This window comes from Pyxidicoccus xibeiensis, assembly GCF_024198175.1.
Classification (GTDB): domain Bacteria; phylum Myxococcota; class Myxococcia; order Myxococcales; family Myxococcaceae; genus Myxococcus; species Myxococcus xibeiensis.
In genome coordinates this window covers 429,429-452,300 of the sequence record NZ_JAJVKV010000003.1, presented here as the reverse complement: position 1 = coordinate 452,300, position 22,872 = coordinate 429,429, and the positions used below count along the sequence as shown (strand labels likewise).

The window sequence follows — 22,872 nt, the reverse complement described above, 5'->3', positions numbered from 1 at the left end:
GAGGCCACGGGCGACGGTACTCTCGCCATCACCGCATGATTGCTCTGCTCTGCGCGCTCTCCCTCGTCGTCCTGACCCAGGCCCCGGTGGTGTCGGTATCGTTCGACCTTCGCGCTCTTCCCGAGCAGGACTATCGGCGGTGGGACGGAGTGGAGCTGGAGCGAAAGGTGGCCCTGCGGCTGATCCAGGAGGGCTTCGCGGTCGTCTCCCCACAGAGTCCGGCCCAGCTTCGACTGCGCGCAAGCCGCACTCCTGAAGGGCTGTGGCTCGAGGCCGCCGGGCCGCGGCAACGGGTCGAACAGGGCGTCCGGGTGGGAAGGGGTTCAATCGCGGAGCTTCATCTGGAAGTCGCACAGAAGCTCTCCGAGATGACGCGGGCGGTGCAGCCCGAGCCCGAGCCGCCTCTGCCCGAGTCCGTGCTCCAGCCTCCCGTGGAGCTGGCTGCCGCCCCAGGGCGCCCCGAACTGGACCTGAGCTTGGGGCTGGGGACGCTCTGGCACCGACCCGGAGTCGAGCCACACCTCCTGCTCTCCGTCAGGCGGGGCCTGGGGGCCTTCGGCCTGGAAGCGGAGGCGGGGCTCGGGGTGTCCCGCGAAGCGGCGCTGACCGTGTTCGAGGCGCAAGGTGGCGCCTTCTTCAGTTATCGGCTCTCCGTGGCGGAGCGCCTGCAGCTCGAACCGGGTGCGGGCGCGGGCCTCGTCCTCCACACGTTCCGGTTTGAGGACGCCTGGGTGTCGGGCCAGACCGGTACCCAGGTCTCTCCCGCGGGCTGGGCCCGGATGAAGCTCCGGTGGCGGTTCACCGAGCGGTTCGCGGCGGAGTTGCGCGTGGCCCTGGGGCTGCTACGGCCCGTGACGCATGTGAGCGAGGGCGAGACACTCTGGTCTCGGGGAGGCGCGAGGCTCGAAACCGGCGCCCAGCTTTCCTGGGGGCAGTAGCCTCCGGGGAAAGTTTCTCCAGCTTCATTCGTAGGTCCGCAGGTGATGGATGTCGCGTGCTCTCCACTCCAAGGCCCCGCCCGCCCTGCCTGCCCGGCCTGTGTCATTCGACACGCTCTACGAGGAGCACGCCGAGGACGTCTACGTCTGGGCCATGCGGTATGCGGCCGGTCGTTCAGGCTGGGCCGAAGACGTCACACATGACGTCTTCCTCAAGGCCTGGGAGCACCAGGCCTGGCTGCGCGAGGAGGATGTGAGGGGCTGGCTCTTTCGCGTCACGCAGAACGTGGCGTTCTCCGCCCTGCGGCGCGAGAAGACCTTCCGACAGCGCGTCGCCGACCTCTTGTTTCCGGTGCACCCCGCGGAGACGGAGTCCACGCCGGAGGCGGCCCTCGTGCGGCGAGAGGCGGTGCGCAGCGCCACGGCGACGTTGGACCGCTTGCCGGGGCAGGAGCGGGTGGTGATGGCATTGAAGCTTCTGGACGACCTGAGCCAGCGCGAGATTGCCCAGCTCCTCTCGCTGTCAGAGGGCTACGTGTCGAAGTTGATCACCCGCGCACAGGGCCGTCTGACGGCCTGGGGATGGAAGGTGGATGATGGCTCCCCGTGACTTCCGCGCAGAGCTCCGGCGTGAAGACCCGCTCCGCCGCGAGCAAGGGATGCCACCTGCCGTCCGGGCCCGACTGTGGTCGCGGCTGCGGGACGCACGCGAGCCGAAGCCCGCATGGCACAGACGTCCTGTGTCCTGGGGACTCGCCGCGTCGTCGGCGGCGGCGCTGGCCCTCGTGGTGTTCTTCATGCGGGCTCCCTCCGCACGCGCTCTCGGGGGACTCGAGGTCGCGCGGGCCAGCGCCGACCTCATGGTGCGGGAAGACGCCGCGGGTGTGGTGATTCAAGGGGGCGAGGCCGCCCTGATGGACGCGGCCCGAGGCATCACTCTCCGGAACCAGGGGCCGCTCGTCGTTCGTCGTGAACCCTCCGGGGTGCGACTGGTCCGCGGTCGCGCGGAGTTCTCGGTGAATCACCGCCAGCCTGGTGCGCCCCCTGCCGTCGTGCTCGTGTCAGGCGGGGCCATCGAGGTCATGGGCACGCGCTTCACGGTGGAGGAGAGGGAAGGGGGAGGCACGGTCACCTTGCACGAGGGTGCCATTGTCTTTCGTCGGCTCAGCGGAGAGGTGGTTCCAGTGAGGTTGGGGCAGACGTTGGAGTGGCCGGTGGCCAAACCCGCCGAGCCAGCCCTTCGCGAGCCAGCGCCTCCCGAGCCGGAACGGCCCCAGCCGCTGGCGACGCCCAGCCCGAAGGCTGCTTCCTCCCGCGTTCCCTCCACGCCGGTTCGTGCTCCGAGTGCGGAGGACGTCCTGCGAGAGCTGGAGGTCCTTCGCGGTCGGCACGAGTTCGAGCAAGCGGCGCGGTACCTCGAGGAGGCGATGCGCAAGCAGCCGGTGGCGACGCGGGAGCGCCTCAGCTTCGAGCTGGGCTCGTTGCTGACGTACCAGCTCAAGGACGCGCAGCGCGCCTGCTCCCACTGGGCCCGGCACGAACAACAGTTCCGGCGCGGGCACTACGCGGAGGCGGTCCAGCGTGCCCGTGGGACGCTGTCCTGCGAGGGCTTGGACCGGGAGACTGGGCGATGAAACGGGGGCGCTGGAGCCTGCTGTGGCTGGCAGCGGCGCTGACCGCCTGCGAGCCCGTCATCATCGACCATTCCCCGACCTCCAATCTGCTCGATGCCGAGACGGCTTCCCTGGAGACGGGGCTTGGAGCCTGGATTGCGTGGTACTCGGTCACCGTTTCGAGAGCGTCCACCGCCGCGAGAGAGGGTGAAGCAGGCCTGCGCGTGGAGGTGGCCGAGCCGTATGGCTGGGGCGTGCACCTCGACAACTGGCCGGGGTTCGCGGCCTCGCCAGGGGCTCACCGCGCTTCTTTCTGGGCACGGGGGACGCCGGGGCGCTCACGGGTCGCCGAGATGAGGGTCATCTGGCGCGACTCAGGCGGCCGGGAGCTGCAGGCGGAGACGCTCTCCAGCCCCGTGCTCTCCGGGCAGTGGGTGCGGACCGCTCGCGAGCTGACGGCTCCGGAGGGAACGGAACGGGTGTCCGTGGAAGTGACTGGCGCCGAAGGTGCCCCAGGCGATGTCATCGAGCTGGATGCCCTGGTCGTCCAGGCCTTGGGCGCACCTTGACGTGCGCCTCGCTCACTCGCATTGACGCACTCATGGAGTTACACCGGTGTGGCTACCGGATATTCGGGTCCGGCGAGACGCGTGCGGCTCGGCAAGACAAAAGGATGCGTTATCTCCTCAGCGGCCGATGGAAATACCTCCTGCCACTGTGACACGCGACACGTCCCGTGGCTCCGGGGCGCAGCGCGCGAGTGTGCGCTTCCACCCATTCCTCGCCGCTACAGCCTCACGGACGAGCTCCACCACCTCGGCGACCGACACCCGCTCGTCAGACGGCGCTGCGGATGCCGCGTACTCCTCGGCAAGGGCCACGCGCTCTCGGGGGCTGCGGCCGGCCTCGAGGATGCGGCTGTACGCCTCGCACGCGTATTCGACGGCTTTTCGCTTCCCGAATTCGATGTCGGGGTGCCCACCGTGCGGCGCTCGCAAACAGGCGCACTCAATCTGGAATTCGATGGCCGAAGAAGTAACGGACGCCTGGCTGATACCTGTCGGCGTCTCCCCGTTCTAAAAACTCCTCGACGATAGCCGCCGCAGTGAGGTTTTTTAGCCGGCCGGAATCGTCGAAAAACGCACGGCAATTCAGTCCGGTGGTTGACTCAAGAAGCATCCTTCCCATTGCGATGCGGTCCAGTCGCTCGCCGGTTTGCACCCGCGTCAACAGGCGTTGAGCGACGTCTCGGATGTTCAGTCGCCCTCCTTCGATGATTGTCTCTCCCTCGCGGAGCCTCTGGCTGGAGACGAGGCGCTGGAACGTGCTCTCGAGGAGTGCGAGATACTCCTCGTTTAGATAGACCGGCGTGGACTCTTCGAAGGGCGGAGGCAGCCCATTTGATTCCCATAATACTCGGGGGCCGTTCGCGATCGGACCCGGCTCTGCCTCGAGCACCTGCGAGATGTAATATTCAACTTCGGCCTCGACCTTCCGGTCCTTGAGTTCCTGATAATGGCGTATCAGATGCGGCACACCCCAGACGCCGGCCGAGCACGAGAGGATTTCGCAGAAATAGCGCCGGGTATATGGGCTGCGCTTCGGTTCAAGAAGCGTCTCAGACGCCGCCTCCAGCTCACGAATGACGGAGTAGGGTGTAGCGTAGGACAGCAGCGTGGCGCAGGCGTTCCAGACATCTGCGTCCCGAGTCTCATGCATCAGCCGTACAAGTCTCCGGGAAACGTCGAACCTGCCTTGCTGGAGATTGGCTAGGATGCAAGGAATGACTTGCCATGGATTGTGGCTGGCGAGGTGGCGCAGGTCTGCCACATCAGGGGGAGGAGGGGCAGTGAAATGCATGCCGGCCCCCAGTTCAATCAGGCTGTTGTCAAAATATGCTGGCCGCATGGGTTCATTGAAACAGCATGTTGCGCTCGTCACGCTTGGGAGGGTTCATATTCTGAATGCGAGTCTGGATGTTCTCGATCTCCCGACAGTCGCCACTGAGAACCGAGTCGGGCACAAGGTTCGACAGTGAGTACGGGCACCCACCGGCATCGGCCGGGGTCATATGATTGATCTGGTCCTCGTCGTCGATCGAGTATCCCTTCTTCCGCCATTCTTTGATTGATTTCTGGCGTGCCGTTCTCCAAGCACCGCCGCTCTTGACGTCACCTGCCAATCCGGGCTCCACGACTTTGAAGTGGACACCGCATCCCTGATCCCGAGGCTCGTGCACGTTGGGGCAGTTGGGGTGCTTCTGCCGGAGTTCCTGGAGCTTTTTGAAGTCGCGCTCGCACTCGTCCCCCATGCGGATGATGTTGTCCTTGACGGGCAGGCCGGACTTCGGGTCGGGCTTGTTCGCCCAGGAGGGCATCGGCATCTTGCCCTCCGCAACCTTCTGGAGAATGCCCTGCATCTCCGCACGTCGATTCATCCGGTATTGCGCGATACGCCCGTAGAACTCCATCTCCGGAATGGTCTCGAAGGGTTGCCCCGTCACCGGATCCTTCTGATTCTCGTGCAGGGGCCCGTTGCAGCACGGGCAGGCATTGAAGGTGACCTGGCCTGGACTGCTGGTGGCGCTCTTCGCGAGGTTGGGGGTGGGGACGGCGTTGTTCGCGTTGCTTCCGTGGTTGGAAGTCGTAAGGTCGATATGCCTCGGGACATTCTTGCCCTCGACATGGACATCCATCGACCAGGAGATGAAGTGCGTCTTCCCAGTAATCTGATGGGAGATGATGCCCGCTCCGAAGTTGCGGGTAGCGGCCTCATTCCCCAGCGGAGACGTGGCGTAATACGACTGGTCCCTCAGCATGACGGGCTTGCCGTTGATGGTGACGCGCTTGCTGCCCTGCTTCATGTCCCGGGAGAAGGAGGTGTTCGGGTAGGGCACCGGTACCGGCCCCGCGGGTGGTGGGGGAGGACTCATGCACACGTCCGGGAAGGCCGCCACCACCTTCCCGTCCCCGTCGGCGCAGGCCACCTCGTTGCCATTGGCAAAGACCTTCATCCGGGCATCCCTCGTGGAGTGTACGTGTCAGGACCGCGCAAGAGTACCGCTGCTCTCCCCCCGGCCGAGTCGGACGTGGAGATGAGGGCCCGGGGTCCGGGCGCATAGCCATGGCGCAGGGCCATTGAGGCCCAGGCCAGGGCCACCAGGCCCGACGCCGCCCCTGTCTCCCCCAGGGACTCCGCCGGGAGCCACAGCGGCGTGGACTCCCTGCGCGTGTGCAGCAGCCGAGAGAGGGCCAGGGAGAGCTCCTTGAAGCCATAGCCCTCGCCGGAGGCGTCAGCGACGCGGAAGTCCACCTCAGCGACGTCCACACCGCCCTCAGCCAGGGCTTCCCGGTAGGCCTGCGCAAGGCCCAGCCCGCGCAGCGGCTCGTCCGAATGCAGCGTGGCCCGCTCCTGGCCGAAGCCGAGCCCCGCCAGTCGCAGGGGGCATGCGTCGTCGCGACGCGGCCTGCGCGTCACCAGGAGGCAGGCGGCGGCCTCGCCGGGAATGACTCCATCCGAGTTGTCCGGGCGCAGCAGCCTCCCCTGCCGCAGCAGTCCATTGAGACTCGAGGCGTTGATGAAGCTGTCCACCGCGGCCACCAGGCAGCCGGGAAGCCGCGGGTGACGGGCCAGCAGGAGCCGGGCTTCGGCCAGTGACCGGAGTCCCGCCGTATTCCCCTGGGCCAGACTTCGAGACAAGGTGCCCTCCAGGCGAAGCCCATGGGCATGCTGAAGGTGCTCGAGTGCCCGGGGGAATACCTCCGGGACGCCGCCTGGACGCTCCGGCGTTGACGTGCCCACCAGCAGGGGCAGGTGGGCGAGCTCGGCTTCCTCCAGGCCCCGCACGGCGCCAGCCACCGCCATGCCCAGCAGCCCCAGGACGCGTTCCTCGCGCCGCAACTCGGGTGCGAGCGTCGACAACTCCGAGAGGACCATGGGCGCCCCGTCGTCGTCGTGGTAGCCGCTCCGCTTGAAGCGATTCATCCGCGCACGCAGGGCGGCACCGGCCGACTCGGCGTTTAGTCCCAGCGGGCAGGCCATGCCCGCGGCGGAGACGTATAGGGGCGTGGCGCTCATGACGCCCCTCCCGTCCGCCGCGTGCGCTGCCTCCAGGAGACCAGCGCGCCCAGCCCTCGGAAGTAGGGCTTGCCGCGCAGGTACCGCACCGGCCCTTCCTTCGCGCTCGGGCGTGGCAAGCCCACTTGCACCTCGCGAAGGTGGGCGAGCTTCTTGCCCAGCGGCACGGAGGCCCGCCACGTCACCACCACCTCGCGCACGTCCGCGTCGAGCAGCACCGTGTCTATTCTTGCCTCGGCGCTGACGTCGGACTCGCGGAAGCGGAAGGCCACAGGCACCTGGAGGCGCGGCAGCGTCACCGTCCAGGGGCCGGACTCGGTCAGGCCCAGGCAGCGGAACACGTCGCCGCCGCGCAGGGCCGGTAGCTGCTGGTCCTCGGGCGCGCACTGGAAGTAGCGCGGGCTGAAGTCCCGGGGAAGGAAGGGGTAGTCTTCCGCCAGCCAGCGCTCGTCGTAGGTGCCGGCGTGGGCGAGGCGAGGCTGCCAGCCACGGCCCACCGGGCCGAAGCCCACCGGCACTGTCTTTCCATCCCACCTGTCCAGGAAGTGCCGGGGGTGCTCCAGGTTGGGCAGTGGCGTCCCCACCGCATCCGCGGCGCGAGGGTTCTGCCGGAAGCCCCGGCCCACCGGGTTGCGCAGCTCCGCACCGTGGTGCTTCGGCTCCGGGTGGGAGGTATCCACTCCGCCGAAGGCGAGCTCGTAGCGCAGGGGCATGCGGACAAAGAGCTTGGGAGGCGTGGGCTTCACGCCCATCAGCCCCTTGTCCCAATGGCGGTCTCCCATAACGCGGAGGTCCTTGTGCCGGCCCGGCATCTCCACGCGCACCAACATCGCCTCCGTCGCGCGCCCGTGGGGTGCGACGGCGTGGCCCTGCACGAGGACGTCCACCCGGGGCTTCGTCAATGCGAAGTCATTCTCCCGGAGGAGGCTCGTCGTTTCGGGGGCCCCATGGTGCTCGTCCGTGTAGGCCACCGGACGTTGCACGTCCGCCAGTTGGGGTTCGCCGGAGCCGTTCATGCGGAAGGTGCCCTTGACGGCGACGACGCAGTGCTCTCGGGCCCCGGCGTCCGTCGCCACGGTGAGGCCCGCGGACATCCCCGTCGTGTTCTCGCTGATTTGCATGGCGTCTCCTCGCGTCAGCGCAGCGTGCGCTCCAGGGGCAGAAGGCTCAGGTGTGCGCAGCCCGCCCGGGCCTGGGCCAACGCCGTCCCCTGGCGCTGGGTGAAGGCCCGGGTAGGAATGCGGTGCTGGCCCTTGCTGCGAATGGCCAACTCGCGTGCCAGCACGTGCCGGCGCCGCATGGGGCCGTGCGTGAGGGCCTCCAGCAGCACGGGCCCCTCAAGGGGCTGGCCATTCAGGTAGCGTCCTGCTGCCTGGAAGCGAGGACGGGCCTCCTTCCACCAGTACCTCACCGCCCCAATGCACGGCCAGGGCAGGTCATCCTCGGGTTTGGGCACCAGGTCGGCATCCAGGCCCTCCTGGAGCTCCGGAGGCAGTGGCGCTCCTTCGGGCTGCTCCCCGGCAGGGAGGGCATAGAGGCCCTCCACCTGGAGGCCTGTCATGGCGGAGAAGGCTTCCCCCGCCAGCCGTGCCGCCAGGGGGTCCTCCAGAAGCGCGAGACAGGCCTCCATGGCGACGAGGCGCCCACTGAAGCCCAGGGCCCAGAGGGCATGCGGGCGCATCTCCCGAGTCCCCAACATGTCCACCAGCAGGGCCGTGTCCGCGTCGGTGCCGAAGAGGGCGAGCAGCACCATGGCCTGGGGCGAGTGGGTGTTGCACGCGCGCACGGCCTGACGGCAGGCCTCCCAGGCCATGCGCGCGCCCGAAGTGAGGCCGGCCTCCATGGCCGCGGCGCGAATCCCTGGGTGCCCGGACTCCAGGAGTCCCGGGAGGAGCCGGCGCGCGGTGGCCTCGGGAAGGGGCGGGCTGGCGCGTAACGCCGCCATCCTCGCCTGCGGCTCCTCATGCAGGAAGGACTCCGCAAGCAATTCCGCAGGCGCTTCGTGGCGGAAGGCCAGCGCCTCCAGAAGCTGGGCCTGAAGGGCGGCGTCATCCCGCTTCAGCAATGGGAGCAGGTGCTCACCCAGGCTGGGGGCTGCACTCAACTCCACCGCGCGTCGGACCGCCGCTACCGCCTCGAGCGCGTCACCGGCCATGAAGTTGAGGAGGGATTCGACGTGCCCCTGGGCCAGCAGTGCATAGGCGGCGGCGGTGATTCGCGTTGCTTCTCCGGAGTCCAAAGCGGGCCAGAGCAAGGACTCGGCGCCTTCCGCGCCGCCCAGCACCAGCCCGTGCAGGTGCGCTGCCAGCTGCTCTTCCTGTCTCGCCACGTCCGCGAGGCTGAAGTCAGGCGCCTCCAGGGACCGCTCCCATTGCAGCCACCGGAAAGCCGCCTCGTCCAGGTGCTCTTCCATCACGTCCTCCAACACCATGTGCCTTCCCCCTAATTGATTCGGACGGAGCCGCCCTGGAGGCGGACGACGCCCTCGGCGCACGTCTCCACGTACGTCCCCTCCAGTAGGATTCGCCCGTTGCGCAGGAGCGTCAGGCGCGCCTTGCCACACCGCAGGACGAGGCTCTCCTTGCCCTGGATGACCTGGATGTCGGCCGCGTCGTCGCTCGGGTGGTGGCCCGCTGCAGGATGACCTTCTGCTTCTGCCTGGCGCCCTCGGGCGCCCTGCGCACCCGGCGGGTGGACCTGCACCGCCATGCCCTTGATGCGCACGGTGCCCTCCGCCGAAGTCTCGACGGACGTCCCCTTCAAGGAGACCTTCCCATTGCGCAGCAGGGTGACGGCAGCGTCCCCACAGCGCAGCACGAGTCCGTCCCGGCCCTGGATGACGTGAGCGGGCGACTCGGCGGCCTCGACCCACGCACCCGGAATTGCATCCGATGGAGTGCGTCGCTGAACGACGGGGAGTAGGGCCATGATGATGGGCCGGTATGGGTCCCCATCCTCGAAGCGGAGCTCCACCGGTTGCTGCACTGTGACGGCGGCCCGAATCCCCTCGACGTCCAGCCGCACGGCCTTGCGTGCCACGCGAGGGCCCACCGGATTGCCGTCGAAGTCCACGACGGGCCGGCCCTCGCCGTCCGTCCCGACGATGCGCCCTAGGCGGCTCTCCCAAATGGGTTCCAACGTCACCTCGAATGAGGTGGCGCGCAAAGGCAATAGGTGACTCATGAAGACTCCCCCTCTTCGAAACGTAACGACAGAGCGCTGAATGGAGAATCTGAATGGGGAAGGCCACCGGCCCTCGCGGAGGCTCGGCTACCCCATGGCGCGCAGCGATTCAAACCGCCTCACTTGTCTCTACCGGAAAACCCTACCGGCCCGGGCTGACTCGCAATGCATGAGGCGTGCTCGGAATGAAGAGCCACACCCAAAGTGCAACCGAGCTGAATGTCCGAAGCGAGGCGAAGGTGGCCGGCTGCATGTAGACGCTCGGCACACTCCCTGCTCTCCACCTCGAGCCATGGACATGAAGAAGCGGAGGGCGCTCGCTTAGCGCCTGGGGCGGGCATAGGTGGAGTTGCAGCGGGCGTACGCCGGGCTGGACGGGAGTACCGAATCCCGGATGCACCTGACCCGGGCGAAGGCGGAGTGCCGCGCGGCGGAGTCGGCTGCGATGGCTGCACTGGGAGTCCGCGATGTGCTGGCACTTACGGAGTGCGAGCTCGCAGCCGCTGCGGTGAGCGCCGCGGAGCAACTGCCCTCGGAGGTGTACGCGTCGAATGGACTCGGCCCGGCAGCACGGGGTAGCCAGGGCGCCAATGACGGACCAGGAACTCGAAGAACTCGAGGAGCGCTACCTACGCCTATTGAAGGACGACGTCCTGCCGCAGGAGGAGCCACTGCAGCGGGCCGCTGAGGAGTGGCCGCTACGGCATCTTTCACTGGTGCTGCGACTATCCCAAGTTGCCGCCGGACAAGAAGGAGGACGAGCGGAAGAGATGGGAGAACTGAGGAAGGCCGCCACTGAGGCCGGGTCCTCTCCCTTCTCGATGGCCCAGGTGGCGACGGAGTGCCGGAACCGTCCCGGGGTGAAGGCCGGGATACCCGCCGCCGTGCAGGCCCCCTTGATGGCCAGGGTGTACTTCTCGAAGCTGAATGAGCCCCGCTCTAGCAGCCGCTTCCCGGCCTCCAGCACCTCGGCGGAAACGGCGGTGAGCAAGGGCTCGCCGCTCTTTTCTGCGGGCATACCAGCACGCCCGCGATTCCCTCGGCCTCGCCCCGGTACGGCTCCACGCTGCCCATCTTGGCGAAGCGCACCAGCTCCGAGACGTGCCAGCCGGTGCCGGCCTGCACGTCCATCCCGTCACGCCAGTGAGGCGCAAGGTGCTCGCGTGCGAGCAGGTAGTGCTCCTGGGGGATGACCTTCGTGCGGTTCCACTGCTCCGGCCTGGCCTGGAGCACGGTGAGCTGTCCGAACGTCGGGTCCTCGGCCACGGAGAGGACGTGCTTCACCTTGCGCAGCCAGGAGTAGAGGCGCTTGAGGACCGCGATCCGATGCCCCCGGGCCGTCGCCTTCTCCAGCGCCGGGAGGATGTCGTCCAGGAGCGTGACCTTCCGCGGGTCGCGGCCCTTGAGCTGGTCGGCCCACCACGCGAGGTAGCCCTGCTGCTTCTTCACCCAGGTGGAGCTGTTCTTGTCCACGTCGCGCGAGCAGGCGAGGAATTCAGCCGCGAGCGGCGCATCGAGGTAGATGGGCGCCTCGTGTACCGAGCCCGCCGGGTTGTAGTGCTCCGGGTCGATCTCGAAGCGCTCGAGCTGCTCCATGGCCGCCCGGAGCTGGCTCTTGCACGTGCACTCGCCCATGCGCCCGCGCGCTCCACTGTGGAGAACGGCCAGGGAGCCCGTGTTTTGCTCACGAGCAGGGTAGGGCAAATGAAAAGGGCCTTGGACTTTCGCCCAAGGCCCTGCATTTCTTGCTCCCCGACGAGGACTCGAACCTCGGACCTAGTGATTAACAGTCACCCGCTCTACCGGCTGAGCTATCGGGGAATATGTCCGTCACGGCGCAGCTGCGCTGCCGTGATGACGCGCTTTGTAGAGAACGGAGCCCGCCCTGTCAACAGTCCCGTTTGATCCGCTCTCCCGGCTTCACGCCCAGCCCTGGGCCGCCCTCGCCGGCCTGGTCTCCGTCGCCTCGGAGGCCATCGCCCAGGTGCTCGCCGGCTCTCCCGCCGAGCGCGTGCTGGACCGCACCCTCCGTGACCACCGCCACCTCTCCCGGGAGCAGCGCCAGGCCCTCAAGGAGGCCGTCTACAACGTGGGTCTCTGGCGCCGCCGCCTGGGCTTTCTCCTCGGCCGCGACGACGCCACGCCTCCCTTCCTCCTCTACGCCCTCCTGCACGGCCTGGCCGGCGTCCCCGCGCCCGAAGCTGCTGCCCTGGCCGGGCTGGGGGAGGGCGGGGGGCCCGCGCTCAACCCCGCTCCCGCCCCCACGCTCGCCCTGCGGGCCTCCCTGCCGGACTGGCTCGCCGACCACTTTGCCCGCGAGTTCGGCCCCGAGGCCGAGGACTTCTGCGCCCACCTCAACGTCCCCGGCCCCATCACCCTCCGTGCCACCCCCCTGCGCACCACCCGAGACGCCCTGGCCGAGCGCCTGCGCTCCGAGGGCGTCCAGACCCGCCCCGGCCCCTGGAGCCCGCTCGCGCTCCATGTCGAGGGCCCCCGCCCCAACCTCTACGGCCTGGACTCCCTTCGCGAGGGGCTCTTCGAGGTCCAGGACGAGGGCAGCCAGCTCCTCGGGCTCGTCCTGGATGCCCAGCCGGGTGAGACGGTGCTCGACCTGTGCGCCGGGGCCGGGGGCAAGACGCTCCTGCTGGGCGCCCAGATGAAGGACTCCGGCCGGCTGCTGGCCTACGACCCCGACCCCGAGCGGCTGGACCGGCTCCTCCAGCGCAGCGCCCGCGCCGGCCTCTCCCGCGTGCAGGTGCTCCGGACGCCTCCCACCCCGGGGCTCGGCGCCGACCGCGTCCTCGTGGACGCCCCGTGCTCGGAGCTGGGCTCGCTGCGGCGCGGCCCCGACCTGCGCTTCCGCATCGAGCCGGACGTGCTCACCCACTTCCCGCCGCTCCAGGCCGACATCCTCCAGCACGCCGCCGACCTCGTGCGCCCCGGCGGTCGGCTCGTCTACGCCACCTGCACGGTGAACCGCGCGGAGAACCAGGACCTCGTCACCGCCTTCCTCGCCGCGCGGCCCGACTTCAGCCCCGTGCGCCCCGGCCAGGGCTGGCTCCCGGAAGCCTGCGTGCACGAGGGCTTCCTCCTCGTCGCCCCCCACCGCCACGGCACGGACGCCTTCTTCGCCGCGGTGATGGAGCGCTCGGCCGGGTAGGGGAGGGGGCGCCGAGCGTCCGCAGTGTCCTCGTGCCGACGGACGGGGGTACTCAACGCTTCCCGGCGCCGCGTCTGGAAACGGCGTGCCCCCCGTGCCCCCGGTGCTATGAAGCGCCACGTGCGCTGGCTCAAGCCCCTTCCGCTGCGTCCCCGCGACACCGTCCAGGTCGTCGCCCCCGCGAGCTCCTTCGACCCCCCAGGCTTCGACGTGGGCCTGGCCGTCCTCCGCGAGCGCTACAACCCCGTCCACCGGCCCGACATCTTCGCCTCCCACCGCTACCTCGCGGGAGACGATACGCGCCGGGGTGAGGAGCTCGCCCGCGCCCTGCTGGACCGCGAGGCCCGCGCCATCTTCTGCGCCCGCGGCGGCTATGGCGCCGCCCGGCTGCTGCCGGACCTCCCGCTCGCGGACGCCGCGCCGAGCGCCTTCTGCGGCTTCTCCGACCTCACCTCCGTCCACGGCGCCCTGCAGGCCCTCGGCCGCGTCACCATCCACGCGCCCGTCCTCACTCAGCTCGGCAAGCAGCCCCCGGAGGTACACGAGTACCTCTTCCGCCTCCTCGAGTCCCCCGAGGCCCCGCCGCCGCTGACGGGCTCGGACACCTACGTGCCGGGCATGGCGGAGGGCACCCTCGTCGGCGGCAACCTCTCCGTCCTCACCCGGCTCATCGGGACCCCGTACATGCCGCCGCTCGACGGCGCGGTGCTCCTGCTGGAGGACGTCACCGAGCGCCCCTACCGCCTGGACCGCATGTGGACGCACCTGCGCCTGGCGGGCGTCTTCTCTCGCGTGCGCGGCATCGTCCTGGGTGACTTCACCTCGTGCGAGGAGCGCAACGCGGACTACACCAGCGCGGACGTGCTCCGGGAGCTCGCGAGGGACGTGGGGCTGCCCTGCGCGGCCGGCTTCCCCATCGGCCACGGTGCCCTCAACTACCCGGTGGCCCTGGGCACCCAGGTGCGGTTGGAGGCGGACGCGGCGCGCCTCACCTTCCTCGAAGGAGCCGTGCGCGCATGAGCGGCAGTCCCCACCCCATCGCCATCCTCCAGACGGTCCTCGACGACGCCTGCAAGATTGGCGTCTTCCCGGCGGCCCAGGCCATCGTCCTCCACCGGGGCATCCAGGTCTTCGGCGGGGTGACGGGCAACGTCACCGGCGATACCCGCTTCGACCTCGCCTCCGTCACCAAGGTGATGAGCACCACCGCCCTGTTCCTCCGCCTGTGGACGGAGGGCAAGGTGGGCCCGGACACGCTCGTGTCCCGCTTCTTCCCCGGCTCGCCCGTGGGCGACGCGGGCGCCACCGTGGCGGACTTGCTCTACCACCGCTCGGGCCTGCCGCCCTTCGTGCCCTTCTTCGCCCAGGCGCTCACCGCGCACCCGGAGCTGCTCGCCGCCACCTGCCCCTCCGCCGTGCGCGCCCGCGCCCGCGAGGAGGTCGTCCAGGCCGCCGCCGCCACGCCGCTCGCCGCCGCGCCGCGCGCCCGCACGGCCTACAGCGACGTGGGCTTCATCCTCCTGGGCGAAATCCTCTCCCGCGTCGCGGGCGCCCCGCTGGACACGCTCTTCTCTCGCTACGTCGCCGAGCCCCTGGGCCTGGGCGCGCGCTTCCACCGCCTCACCGACTTCCCCGCGGATGCCACGCCCGCGCCCACCGGTGCCACCCGCCCGCGCGAGCCCGCGCCCGGCCAGGAGGGGCTGTGGAAGGACGTGCCCTCCGCGCCCACGCGCCCCGGCGAGGTGGATGACGACAACGCCTGGGTGATGGATGGCGTGGCCGGCCATGCGGGCCTCTTCGGCACCGCCGTGGACGTGGCCCGCTTCGGCCAGGCCGTGCTGGACGGGTGCGCGGGCGGGGCGGCGCTTGCCCCCGGCCCGCTGTGGCACCGGCTGCTGGCCACGGATGCGCTCGTGGAGGGCAGCACGCGCTCCATGGGCTTCGACTCGCCGTCGCGGCTCCACTCCAGCGCGGGCCACTACATCGGCAACACGCCTCCGGGCGCGGTGGGGCACCTGGGCTTCACCGGCACCAGCCTCTGGGTGGACCTGCGCCGCGCGCTGGTGGTGGCGCTCGTCACCAACCGCGTGGCCCAGGGCCGCCAGGAGCTGCGCATCCGCGACTTCCGACCCGTCTTCCACGACCTCGTCGTGGAGGCACTCGCGCTCACCGACCTCCAGCAGGGAAAGCATGGCTGACGACAACGGAAACGTCCTCGACACCCTCGAACCCGGCAGCGTGCGCCGCATCCACCTGGTGGGCGTGGCCGGCACCGGCATGGGCTCCTTCGCCGGCATGCTCAAGGCCGCGGGCTACGAAGTCACCGGCAGCGACGAGAATGTCTACCCGCCCATGAGCGACATGCTCAAGGCGTGGGGCATCCCCGCCGCCTCGCCCTACCGTCCGGAGAACCTGGACGCGGCGAAGCCGGACCTCGTCATCATCGGCAACGTCATCCGCCGGGTGAACCCGGAGGCCACCGCCGTGCGCGAGCGCGGCCTCAAGCAGATGAGCTTCCCGGCCGCCCTGGGCTCGCTCTTCCTGGACCGCGCGCACTCGGTGGTGGTGGCCGGCACGCACGGGAAGACGACGACGTCCTCCATGATGGCGCACGTGCTGGTGGAGGCCGGGAAGGACCCGTCCTTCCTCGTGGGCGGCGTCACCCAGAACTACTCGGGCAACTACCGCGTGGGGAAGGGCCCGCACTTCGTCGTCGAGGGCGACGAGTACGACACGGCCTACTGGGACAAGGGCTCCAAGTTCCTCCACTACCGGCCGCGCACCGCCATCCTCACCAGCGTGGAGTTCGACCACGCGGACATCTTCCGAGACTTGCCCCACTACGAGGCCACCTTCGAGAAGTTCGTCCGGCTGATTCCGCAGGACGGGCAGCTCATCGTCTGCGCCGCGTACCCCAACGCGGTGAAGCTGTCGCGCGAGGGCTGCAAGGGCCGCGTGGTGACGTACGTGGCGAAGGAGGGCGCGGACGCGGACTACACGCCGCGCAACCTGTCCTTCAGCCCCGCCGGCGCGCGCTTCGACGTGGTGGAGCGCGGCCAGTCGCTGGGCACGGTGGACCTGCCCATGGGCGGCGCGCACAACGTGGAGAACGCGCTGAGCGTCATCGCCGCCGCGCGCGGCCTGGGCCTGTCCTTCGACGAGATTCGCAAGGGCCTGGCGACGTTCTCCGGCGTGAAGCGGCGCCAGGAGATTCGCGGCGAGCCGGGCGGCATCATGGTGGTGGACGACTTCGCGCACCACCCCACCGCGGTGCGGGAGACCATTGCCGCCGTGCACAACCGGTACCCGGAGCGCCGGCTGTGGGCCATCTTCGAGCCGCGCTCCAACACCAGCCGCCGCAACATCCACCAGGAGGACTACGCCCACGCCTTCACCGGAGCGACGCGCGCCAGCCTCAAGGTGCCCGAGCGCCACGACAAGGTGCCCGTGGGCGAGGAGCTGGACGTGCGCAAGCTGGTGGAGGACCTCAAGGCCCAGGGCATCGCCGCGGAGGGCGCCACCGACGTGCAGACGCTGGTGGACCTGGCCGCGCGCGAGGCCCGCGCCGGGGACATCCTGCTCGTCATGAGCAACGGCGCCTTCGGGGGCTTCATCGACAAGGTGCTCGCGGCGCTCAAGGCCCGGGCGGAGGCGGGGGGCTGACATGCGCACGGCTCTCTCTCTTGCCGCGCTCATCGGCACGCTGTCGCTCGCGGGCTGTGCGAAGGCGCCTCCCATGCCGCCGCTGACGGGGTCCGGCCCGGGCAATGGGGCTGGCGGTACGGCGCCGGCCTCGGACGCCGAGGCCCCGCGCCCGCTGGACTTCAAGGTGAAGCGCTACCCCGGCGGCGAGCCGTATGACCTCGCCAGTGACAGGGGCAGCGTGGTGGTGCTGGACGTGTGGGCCACCTGGTGCGAGCCGTGCCGGGACGCGCTGCCCTTCTACGAGAACCTGGCCCTCCAGTACGCCGACAAGGGGCTGAAGGTGTACGCGCTCAACGTGGACGAGGACGCGCGCGCCGTGCCGCCCTTCCTGGCGGAGACGAAGGTGAAGCTGCCCATCCTCATGGACGAGAATGCGCAGGTGGCCGAGCGCACCCTCAAGGTCCGGGGCATGCCCACCACCTATTACATCGACCGGCGCGGCGTGGTGCGCCACTCGGAGGAGGGCTTCTCCGAGGAGTTCTACGCCCGGTACCTGTCGCACGTGGAGGCGCTGCTCGCCGAGCCCGCGCCCTGAGCAGCAGCCGAGGAGACGTCATGGCCCAGGACACCCCCGCCACCTTGCGCCGCACCGCGGAGGAGGGGGCCCGTCTGGCGGGCCGCATCCTCGCGGACCGCTTCATGGGCGAGCGGACGATTGAGTACAAGGGCGGCATCGACCTGGTGACGGATGCGGACCGGGCCTCGGAGGAGGCGCTGCTGGCCTTCATCCGCGAGCGCCACCCAGCCCACGCCATCCTCGCCGAGGAGAGCGGCGCCTCGCAGGGCACCAACAGCCTGCGCTGGCTGGTGGACCCGCTGGACGGCACCACCAACTACTCGCACCGCGTGCCCCACTTCTGCGTCAGCGTGGCGGTGGAGGGCCCCGGCGGCGTGCTGGCCGGCGCCGTCTATGACCCCATGCTGGACGAGCTCTTCTCCGCCGCGCGCGGGGAGGGCGCCACCCTCAATGGCCGCCCGCTGCGCGCCAGCACCGTCGCCTCGCTCCACAGGGCGCTGCTGTGCACAGGCTTCCCCTACGACGTGCGCGAGCGCCCGGAGGGGCCCGTGGGCCTCTTCACGCGCTTCATCCTGCGCGCCCAGGGCATGCGCCGCACCGGCAGCGCCGCCATGGACCTGGCCTACGTGGCCGCGGGCCGCTTCGACGGCTTCTTCGAGTTCGGCCTCAAGCCGTGGGACATCGCCGCGGGCTCGCTGCTGGTGGAGGAGGCCGGGGGCGTCATCCGCCACGTCACCGGCGCGCCCTTCGACGTGCTGCGCGGGGACGTGATTGCGTCCGCGCCCGCGCTGGCCCCGGAGCTGCTGGCCGAGGCGAAGCGCTTCATCGAGGACATGGGCTGGACGCCGCGCTGAGGCGCCGAGCCTCCAAGCCGCCGAGTCTAGAAGAAGCTCTCCGGCACGAAGACGATGTCGCCGGGCTGGAGCATGAAGTTCTTCTCCCGCCCCACGCCGATGTCCTCCACGGGCACGCGAATCTTGCGCTCCTGCCCGTCCACCACGCGCGTCACCAGCGTGTTGTTCTTCGCCGCCAGCTTGGTGAAGCCGCCGGCCAGCGTAATCGCCTGGACGATGGACATGTCCCCGTCCACCGGGAAGGTGCCGGGCTTCTGCACCTCGCCGAAGACGAAGACCTTCTGCGAGTTGTACTCGCGAATCAGCACCGACACCTGCGGCCGGCGCACGTAGCGCGCCAGGCACGTCTGCAGCGCGTCCGCCGCCCCGCTGGGCGTCTGTCCCGACAGCGGCACCTTGCCGCACAGCGGGTAGTCGATGGTGCCCTCGGGGGACACGCGCCAGGTGCCGGAGTGCTCGGGCTCCTGGAAGACGCGCACCTCCACCACGTCGCCGGGGCCCAGCGTGCCGCCACCCGCGCGAGCCTCACCTGCCTCGGCGGCCGGCGTGGGCGTCGGCGGGGGAGGGCGGGCGGTGCCGAAGCACGCGGGAAGCGCCGCGAGGAGCAGCACGGCGAGGGCGGAGCGGAAGGTCTTCATCCAGGGTTGTGCGCCGTCCGGGCGTCGCCGGGCAGCAGGGCTCAGTACGTCACGGAGAGGCGAGCATACCCCTCGTGACGCGAGTAGTTGAGCCCGCCGCCCGTCACCGAGGACGACCGGGAGCCCAGCATGTAGCCGGCCGCGCCGGTGAGCCATGGGCGGAACTGGTACTCGGGCCCGATGTCCAGGTTGATGACGGTGTCGCTGCGCTCGGCGGTGAAGCTCAGGAAGTCCACCGAGCCGCCCGCGCGCATCGTCAGCTTGCCGCCGAACAGGGCGCGGACCTCGCCGTAGCCGCGGTTGTCGGTGAAGACGCCGTAGGCCGCCACCGGCTCCATGGTGCGCAGGTAGCCGGCCTTGAAGCTCAGCGTGGGGCTGTAGAGGTACGTGCCCTCCAACTGCGCGAGGAAGGTGCCACTGCCCCCAGCCGCGAAGTTCTGGCCCCAGCCCGCCTTGGCCGTCACGGCAATCTTGGGCGACACCAGGCCCGCCACGCCCGCCAGGGCGCGCAGCACCGTGGCGTCCGGGCTGCCGCCGTTGAAGTAGCTGCGCAGGTCCACACCGGTGTCCAGCACCACCGCCGTCTTCGGCAGGAAGCGCCAGCGGCCCTCGAGGCCGAAGTGCAGGTTGCCGTAGTCGAACTGGTCCGCGGTGAGCGGGTTGCACGTGCCGTCCGTGCAGTCCACCGGGCTCAGCGCGCCCAGGGGCTCGAAGAACTCCACCGCGTAGGCCGCGCTGGGCGCGAGCTCAATCGCGCCGCCGCCCGGCTTCCAGGGCACCTTCACACGGGCCTCGTTGAAGAGGCTGAGCACGCCGGCGCCAATGGCCACGGTGCGCGTGCGGTCCGAGCGCGCGAACTGGTCCGACAGCTCCAGCGACAGCGGCGCGTCCGGGTTGAGGCGCGCCAGCAGGTCCGCCGCGCCCTCCAGGTGGGACGCGGTGCCGGAGTTGGACGTCATCAGGCCCGTGTACAGCACGTAGTCCAGGTTGCCGGCCAGGTTGAGGGCCAGCTTGGACGAGGGAACCTCCAGCCGGAAGCCCGGCCGGAAGTGCATGGCGAACTCGCCCGACAGGTCCGGGGACACGCCGCCCGTCGCGGGGTCCACGCCGGGGCCGGCGAAGTAGCCCACGCCGCTGTCCAGCCGCGTCTCCAGCTCGAAGTACGGGTGCAGCCGGCCGCTGCCGACCTTGAAGCCATTACCGCCCGTGGACGGTGCCGCCGCTGGTTCCTGGGCCATGGCGGTGCCACCCAGCGCCAGCAGCGCCAGCACACTCCACCCCCCCCAGAATTTCCCAGACTGCTTCATGGCTCAGAAGGACTTCCCTGATGGCGGGAGGACGTGCTCCCACCTTTCATGCGTTCGGCCCGGGGCGTCATAGCACGCGCATTCCTCGGGGCCGAATTGATTGTTGGACACGGGCGGGAGACTCGCCCGGTGGGTCGGTGGGCACACGGCGCGCTAGCGGATGGGGCTGGCGGGAGGAGGGCGGACGACGACGTCCTCCGGAGGCGGCGGCCGGGTGGGGTCTCCACCTGGCAGGTTCTCCGGCTCCTCCACCTCCACGAAGAGGTTCTCATCGGTGCGGAAGGCGAGCTGGCCGATGCACTCCTCGGCCTCCGAGCGCAGCTGCCCGACCTTCTGCTGGGCGATCATGACCTTGGTGTACTCGTGCTCGCTGGAGGAGGCCTCGCGACGCGAGAGCGCCTCCTGGAGCGACACGTCGGCCTGCTCGGAGATGCGCAGCAGGCCCTTGATCTGCGTGAGCTTCTCGTTGGCGCAGTTGAGCTTCACCACGTCCTTGGTGCGCCGGGCCTCCTCCACCTTGCCGAGCACCTGCCGGAGCACCTCGCGCATCAGGCCCAGGGCCTGGGTGCTGCGCTGGAGCTTGTCCGCGTCCGGCACGTCGCTGGCCTTCTCCAGCGCAGCGGTGGCGGCGGGCGGCTGCGGGGGGCCCGCGGGCTGGGCCGGCACGGAGGCCGGACCCTGCGCGATCGCCACCCCGGAGGCGAGTACCACCAGCATTCCCACAGTCCGCATGTTCAAGAGCGTAGAGGCAGGGGGGTGGGGTGTCAAACCCACTACTGGCGGGGTTTTCAAGCCTTGCCAGCGAGGCGGGCATTGGCCTCGCGCAGGCGAGCAGACAGGCTTCGGGCGATGTTGACGACGACGAAGGTGAAGCCATCGCCGTGGGCCTGACGGAAGGCGCGGAGGTCCTGCGCGGTGAGCTGCAGGAGGTCGGCGTCCGTCTTCGCTCGCACGGTGGCCGAGCGGTAGTCCTTGTCGATGAGGCCCATCTCCCCGAAGAACTCGGGGGCGGACAGGACGATGAGGGAGTGGACGTCACCGCCGGGCAGCCGGCGCATCACCTCCACCTGGCCGTCGACGATGACGAAGAGGCTGTCGCCCAGGTCGCCTTCCTCGAAGACGACCTCCCCGGCCCCGAAGCGCCGCACCCGGGCCAGCTCCGCGAGGCGCGCGAGCTCCCCGGGGGAGAGCATCTCGAAGAGGGGAGAGGAGGCGATGACGGACAGCTTCTCCATGGTCCCCCGGAGCCTACCCCGCCGGAGAGAAGACGAAGGGGTAGGAAACGCCGGTATCGGAGTCGGGCTTGAAGGGGAACGTCCAGCCGCGGATGGTGGTGCGGATGCAGCTGCCCACCGCCTCGTTGCCCAGGGTGTTCTCCTCGATTTCGAAGTCGCCGACGCGGCCGTTCGTCTTGATGGTGAAGCGCACCACCACCTTGCCCTTGAGGTTGGGGTTGCGCTTGAGCTCCTTCTCGTAGCAGCTCTGGATGGACTTCAGGCGCGAGCGCACGTAGCGGGCCAGGGCGTTGCGGTCCACGTCCGAGCTCTCCACGTCGGGCGTGGAGTCCTGCACCCGGCCCTGCACCGCGGCTTCCTTCTTGGTGCCCAGGTCGACCTTGCCGCCGCCCTGGGTGCCCACCTCGCCGATGCCCGTCACCTTGCCGGCGCCGCCGCCGCGCGGGCCGGTGCCGCCGCCCACGGAGGCCTCGGTGGCCACGCCCACGCCGCCCGCGCCCGCGAGCGCCGCCGCGATGTCCCCACCGCCGCTGGCGCCGCCGAGCACGTCCGCGAAGGCCCCCTGGCCGCCGCCGCTGTTGGAGCCGAGAATCTTGAGCAGGCCCTTGCCGGAGACCTTCTTCACCACCTCGGCGCGCTGCTCCGAGGCACTCCCCGCGGGCTTGTCCGCCGCGGGCTTGTCCGCCGCCTTCGGCTCGTCCGCCTTCGCGTCCTCCTTGGGGGCCTCGGCGGGGCCGGTGTCCGCGGGCTTCGCGGCCTCGGGCGGGCGCTGGGGGATGATGGCGCGCACGAAGCGGTCATCCAGCTCGTCCAGCGCCAGCTCGGCCTCCTTGGGGGCCTCGGCGGAAATGATGAGCGCGGCGCCGGAGAAGTGGATGAACAGCGAGGCGGCGAGGATGCCGAAGAAGACGCGGTCCATCGTCTTCCACCGGCTGACCATGACGTCCGCGGGCAGCACCGGCTTCGCCTCCTCCGGGGGAGGCGTGACGAACTGGAAGAAGAGGGTGACGTCCCCCAGGTCCACCTTGCCGCGGGCGCTCTCCTGCAGCGGCAGGACGTAGAGGTCGCCCCGGCGGGTGGCCAGGCCCTGCGCGCGCAGGGCGTCGAAGTCCACGTCCGAGGAGCCGAGGTTGACGCGGCCCTGCATGGACTCGTCGATGACGAGCTGGAACTGCTGGCCCTGGTTCTCCAGCAGCGAGAAGCGGGCCGGCCGTTCCTCGGAGGAGGGCAGGACGATGGTGTTCCGGGCGTCGTGACCGATGGTCACGCTGTCGCGACGGACGTGGTGCTCCTCGACGATGCGGCCGTTCTGGATGACACCGACGCGGAGCAGCTTGGTCTGCGGAGTGGCTGCCATGGCTTTAGAAGGGGTCCTGCTCCACGCTCTTCACGACCTTGGGCACGAAGCTCTCCGTGCGGCCGAGGTCGTCGAAGCTCAGGTTGGAGCGTGGAAGGATGTAGAAGGCCTGGGGCTTCTGGATGCGCCCCTCGACGGTGATGGCGTCCAGGCGGATGACCTTGCGCGGCGCCTTCTTGCCCTGGGCCGTGCCGGTGGCGGACGCAGACGTGGCGCTGGACGCGGAGTCCTGCGCGAGCGCGGGCGCGGCGGCGAGCAGCATGAGGAGGGTGAGGGCGGGGCGCATGG

At 69.9% G+C, this 22,872-nt stretch carries 23 protein-coding genes and 1 tRNA gene; 10 read left to right on the top strand and 14 right to left on the bottom strand.

The features are described 5' to 3' along the window. Nucleotides 1–35: 35 nt before the first annotated feature. The 4 genes from LXT23_RS14605 to LXT23_RS14590 all read left to right on the top strand — a co-directional run bounded on the left by LXT23_RS14605 (nucleotide 36) and on the right by LXT23_RS14590 (nucleotide 3,120). Nucleotides 36–938 carry a hypothetical protein gene (locus tag LXT23_RS14605; RefSeq protein ID WP_253980770.1) on the top strand — a complete coding sequence of 301 codons (903 nt, stop codon included), beginning with the start codon at nucleotides 36–38 and terminating at the stop codon, nucleotides 936–938. Nucleotides 939–987: 49 nt separating this feature from the next. Next, nucleotides 988–1,548 (top strand): RNA polymerase sigma factor, encoded by a 561-nt coding sequence (locus tag LXT23_RS14600; protein WP_253980769.1) that lies wholly within the window; start codon nucleotides 988–990, stop codon nucleotides 1,546–1,548. A gap of 130 nt (nucleotides 1,549–1,678) precedes the next feature. Beyond that, nucleotides 1,679–2,572 carry a FecR domain-containing protein gene (locus LXT23_RS14595; protein WP_253980768.1) on the top strand — a complete coding sequence of 298 codons (894 nt, stop codon included), beginning with the start codon at nucleotides 1,679–1,681 and terminating at the stop codon, nucleotides 2,570–2,572. Continuing rightward, nucleotides 2,569–3,120 carry a hypothetical protein gene (locus LXT23_RS14590; protein WP_253980767.1) on the top strand — a complete coding sequence of 184 codons (552 nt, stop codon included), beginning with the start codon at nucleotides 2,569–2,571 and terminating at the stop codon, nucleotides 3,118–3,120. Before LXT23_RS14595 ends, LXT23_RS14590 begins: the two co-directional genes overlap by 4 nt. 439 nt (nucleotides 3,121–3,559) lie before the next feature. Here the strand turns inward: LXT23_RS14590 and LXT23_RS14585 are convergent, their stop codons facing one another. The 8 genes from LXT23_RS14585 to LXT23_RS14550 all read right to left on the bottom strand — a co-directional run bounded on the left by LXT23_RS14585 (nucleotide 3,560) and on the right by LXT23_RS14550 (nucleotide 11,632). Next, nucleotides 3,560–4,459, bottom strand: coding sequence for a hypothetical protein (locus tag LXT23_RS14585; RefSeq protein WP_253980766.1), 900 nt, complete (start codon nucleotides 4,457–4,459; stop codon nucleotides 3,560–3,562). A 4-nt stretch (nucleotides 4,460–4,463) separates the two neighbouring features. After that, on the bottom strand, nucleotides 4,464–5,564 hold the full coding sequence (locus tag LXT23_RS14580; RefSeq protein WP_253980765.1) for a PAAR-like domain-containing protein: 1,101 nt from the start codon (nucleotides 5,562–5,564) through the stop codon (nucleotides 4,464–4,466). Then, nucleotides 5,561–6,628: a hypothetical protein gene (locus LXT23_RS14575; RefSeq protein ID WP_253980764.1), complete on the bottom strand. Its 1,068-nt coding sequence runs from the start codon at nucleotides 6,626–6,628 to the stop codon at nucleotides 5,561–5,563. The genes LXT23_RS14580 and LXT23_RS14575 overlap by 4 nt, the downstream gene beginning before the upstream one ends. Continuing rightward, entirely contained in the window at nucleotides 6,625–7,749 is a 1,125-nt protein-coding gene (locus LXT23_RS14570) for a DUF2169 family type VI secretion system accessory protein (RefSeq protein ID WP_253980763.1), read from the bottom strand. The genes LXT23_RS14575 and LXT23_RS14570 overlap by 4 nt, the downstream gene beginning before the upstream one ends. Before the next feature lie 14 nt (nucleotides 7,750–7,763). After that, nucleotides 7,764–9,059 (bottom strand): TIGR02270 family protein, encoded by a 1,296-nt coding sequence (locus LXT23_RS14565; RefSeq protein ID WP_253980762.1) that lies wholly within the window; start codon nucleotides 9,057–9,059, stop codon nucleotides 7,764–7,766. An 11-nt stretch (nucleotides 9,060–9,070) separates the two neighbouring features. Then, nucleotides 9,071–9,766 (bottom strand): DUF6484 domain-containing protein, encoded by a 696-nt coding sequence (locus LXT23_RS14560; RefSeq protein ID WP_253980761.1) that lies wholly within the window; start codon nucleotides 9,764–9,766, stop codon nucleotides 9,071–9,073. A 984-nt stretch (nucleotides 9,767–10,750) separates the two neighbouring features. Continuing rightward, entirely contained in the window at nucleotides 10,751–11,446 is a 696-nt protein-coding gene (locus tag LXT23_RS14555; protein ID WP_253980760.1) for a hypothetical protein, read from the bottom strand. 113 nt (nucleotides 11,447–11,559) lie between these two features. Continuing rightward, nucleotides 11,560–11,632, bottom strand: a tRNA-Asn gene (locus LXT23_RS14550). 163 nt (nucleotides 11,633–11,795) lie between these two features. Here LXT23_RS14550 and LXT23_RS14545 point away from each other — a divergent pair. From LXT23_RS14545 to LXT23_RS14520, 6 genes are all read left to right on the top strand, one after another. Then, nucleotides 11,796–12,971: an RsmB/NOP family class I SAM-dependent RNA methyltransferase gene (locus tag LXT23_RS14545; RefSeq protein ID WP_253980759.1), complete on the top strand. Its 1,176-nt coding sequence runs from the start codon at nucleotides 11,796–11,798 to the stop codon at nucleotides 12,969–12,971. 108 nt (nucleotides 12,972–13,079) lie between these two features. Continuing rightward, nucleotides 13,080–13,991 (top strand): S66 peptidase family protein, encoded by a 912-nt coding sequence (locus LXT23_RS14540; protein WP_253980758.1) that lies wholly within the window; start codon nucleotides 13,080–13,082, stop codon nucleotides 13,989–13,991. Further along, the gene (locus LXT23_RS14535) at nucleotides 13,988–15,169 is read left to right on the top strand and encodes a serine hydrolase domain-containing protein (RefSeq protein ID WP_253980757.1); all 1,182 of its coding nucleotides are present in this window, start codon (nucleotides 13,988–13,990) and stop codon (nucleotides 15,167–15,169) included. Before LXT23_RS14540 ends, LXT23_RS14535 begins: the two co-directional genes overlap by 4 nt. Beyond that, complete coding sequence (gene mpl / locus LXT23_RS14530) at nucleotides 15,162–16,634, top strand: UDP-N-acetylmuramate:L-alanyl-gamma-D-glutamyl-meso-diaminopimelate ligase (RefSeq protein ID WP_253980756.1); 1,473 nt, start codon at nucleotides 15,162–15,164, stop codon at nucleotides 16,632–16,634. The genes LXT23_RS14535 and mpl overlap by 8 nt, the downstream gene beginning before the upstream one ends. A 1-nt stretch (nucleotide 16,635) precedes the next feature. Beyond that, nucleotides 16,636–17,211: a TlpA disulfide reductase family protein gene (locus tag LXT23_RS14525; RefSeq protein ID WP_253980755.1), complete on the top strand. Its 576-nt coding sequence runs from the start codon at nucleotides 16,636–16,638 to the stop codon at nucleotides 17,209–17,211. Nucleotides 17,212–17,231: 20 nt separating this feature from the next. Next, on the top strand, nucleotides 17,232–18,047 hold the full coding sequence (locus tag LXT23_RS14520; RefSeq protein ID WP_253980754.1) for an inositol monophosphatase family protein: 816 nt from the start codon (nucleotides 17,232–17,234) through the stop codon (nucleotides 18,045–18,047). Nucleotides 18,048–18,073: 26 nt separating this feature from the next. Here LXT23_RS14520 and LXT23_RS14515 read toward each other — a convergent pair whose 3' ends face one another. The 6 genes from LXT23_RS14515 to LXT23_RS14490 form a co-directional block, all read right to left on the bottom strand. Then, nucleotides 18,074–18,685 carry a polysaccharide biosynthesis/export family protein gene (locus tag LXT23_RS14515; RefSeq protein ID WP_253980753.1) on the bottom strand — a complete coding sequence of 204 codons (612 nt, stop codon included), beginning with the start codon at nucleotides 18,683–18,685 and terminating at the stop codon, nucleotides 18,074–18,076. 41 nt (nucleotides 18,686–18,726) lie between these two features. Beyond that, the gene (locus LXT23_RS14510) at nucleotides 18,727–19,992 is read right to left on the bottom strand and encodes a porin family protein (RefSeq protein WP_253980752.1); all 1,266 of its coding nucleotides are present in this window, start codon (nucleotides 19,990–19,992) and stop codon (nucleotides 18,727–18,729) included. A 153-nt stretch (nucleotides 19,993–20,145) separates the two neighbouring features. Then, complete coding sequence (locus LXT23_RS14505; protein WP_253980751.1) at nucleotides 20,146–20,709, bottom strand: hypothetical protein; 564 nt, start codon at nucleotides 20,707–20,709, stop codon at nucleotides 20,146–20,148. A 71-nt stretch (nucleotides 20,710–20,780) separates the two neighbouring features. Then, on the bottom strand, nucleotides 20,781–21,227 hold the full coding sequence (locus tag LXT23_RS14500; protein WP_253980750.1) for a cyclic nucleotide-binding domain-containing protein: 447 nt from the start codon (nucleotides 21,225–21,227) through the stop codon (nucleotides 20,781–20,783). 13 nt (nucleotides 21,228–21,240) lie between these two features. After that, on the bottom strand, nucleotides 21,241–22,584 hold the full coding sequence (locus LXT23_RS14495) for a TonB family protein (protein ID WP_253980749.1): 1,344 nt from the start codon (nucleotides 22,582–22,584) through the stop codon (nucleotides 21,241–21,243). A 4-nt stretch (nucleotides 22,585–22,588) separates the two neighbouring features. After that, nucleotides 22,589–22,870, bottom strand: coding sequence for a hypothetical protein (locus tag LXT23_RS14490; RefSeq protein WP_253980748.1), 282 nt, complete (start codon nucleotides 22,868–22,870; stop codon nucleotides 22,589–22,591). Nucleotides 22,871–22,872 lie beyond the last annotated feature (2 nt).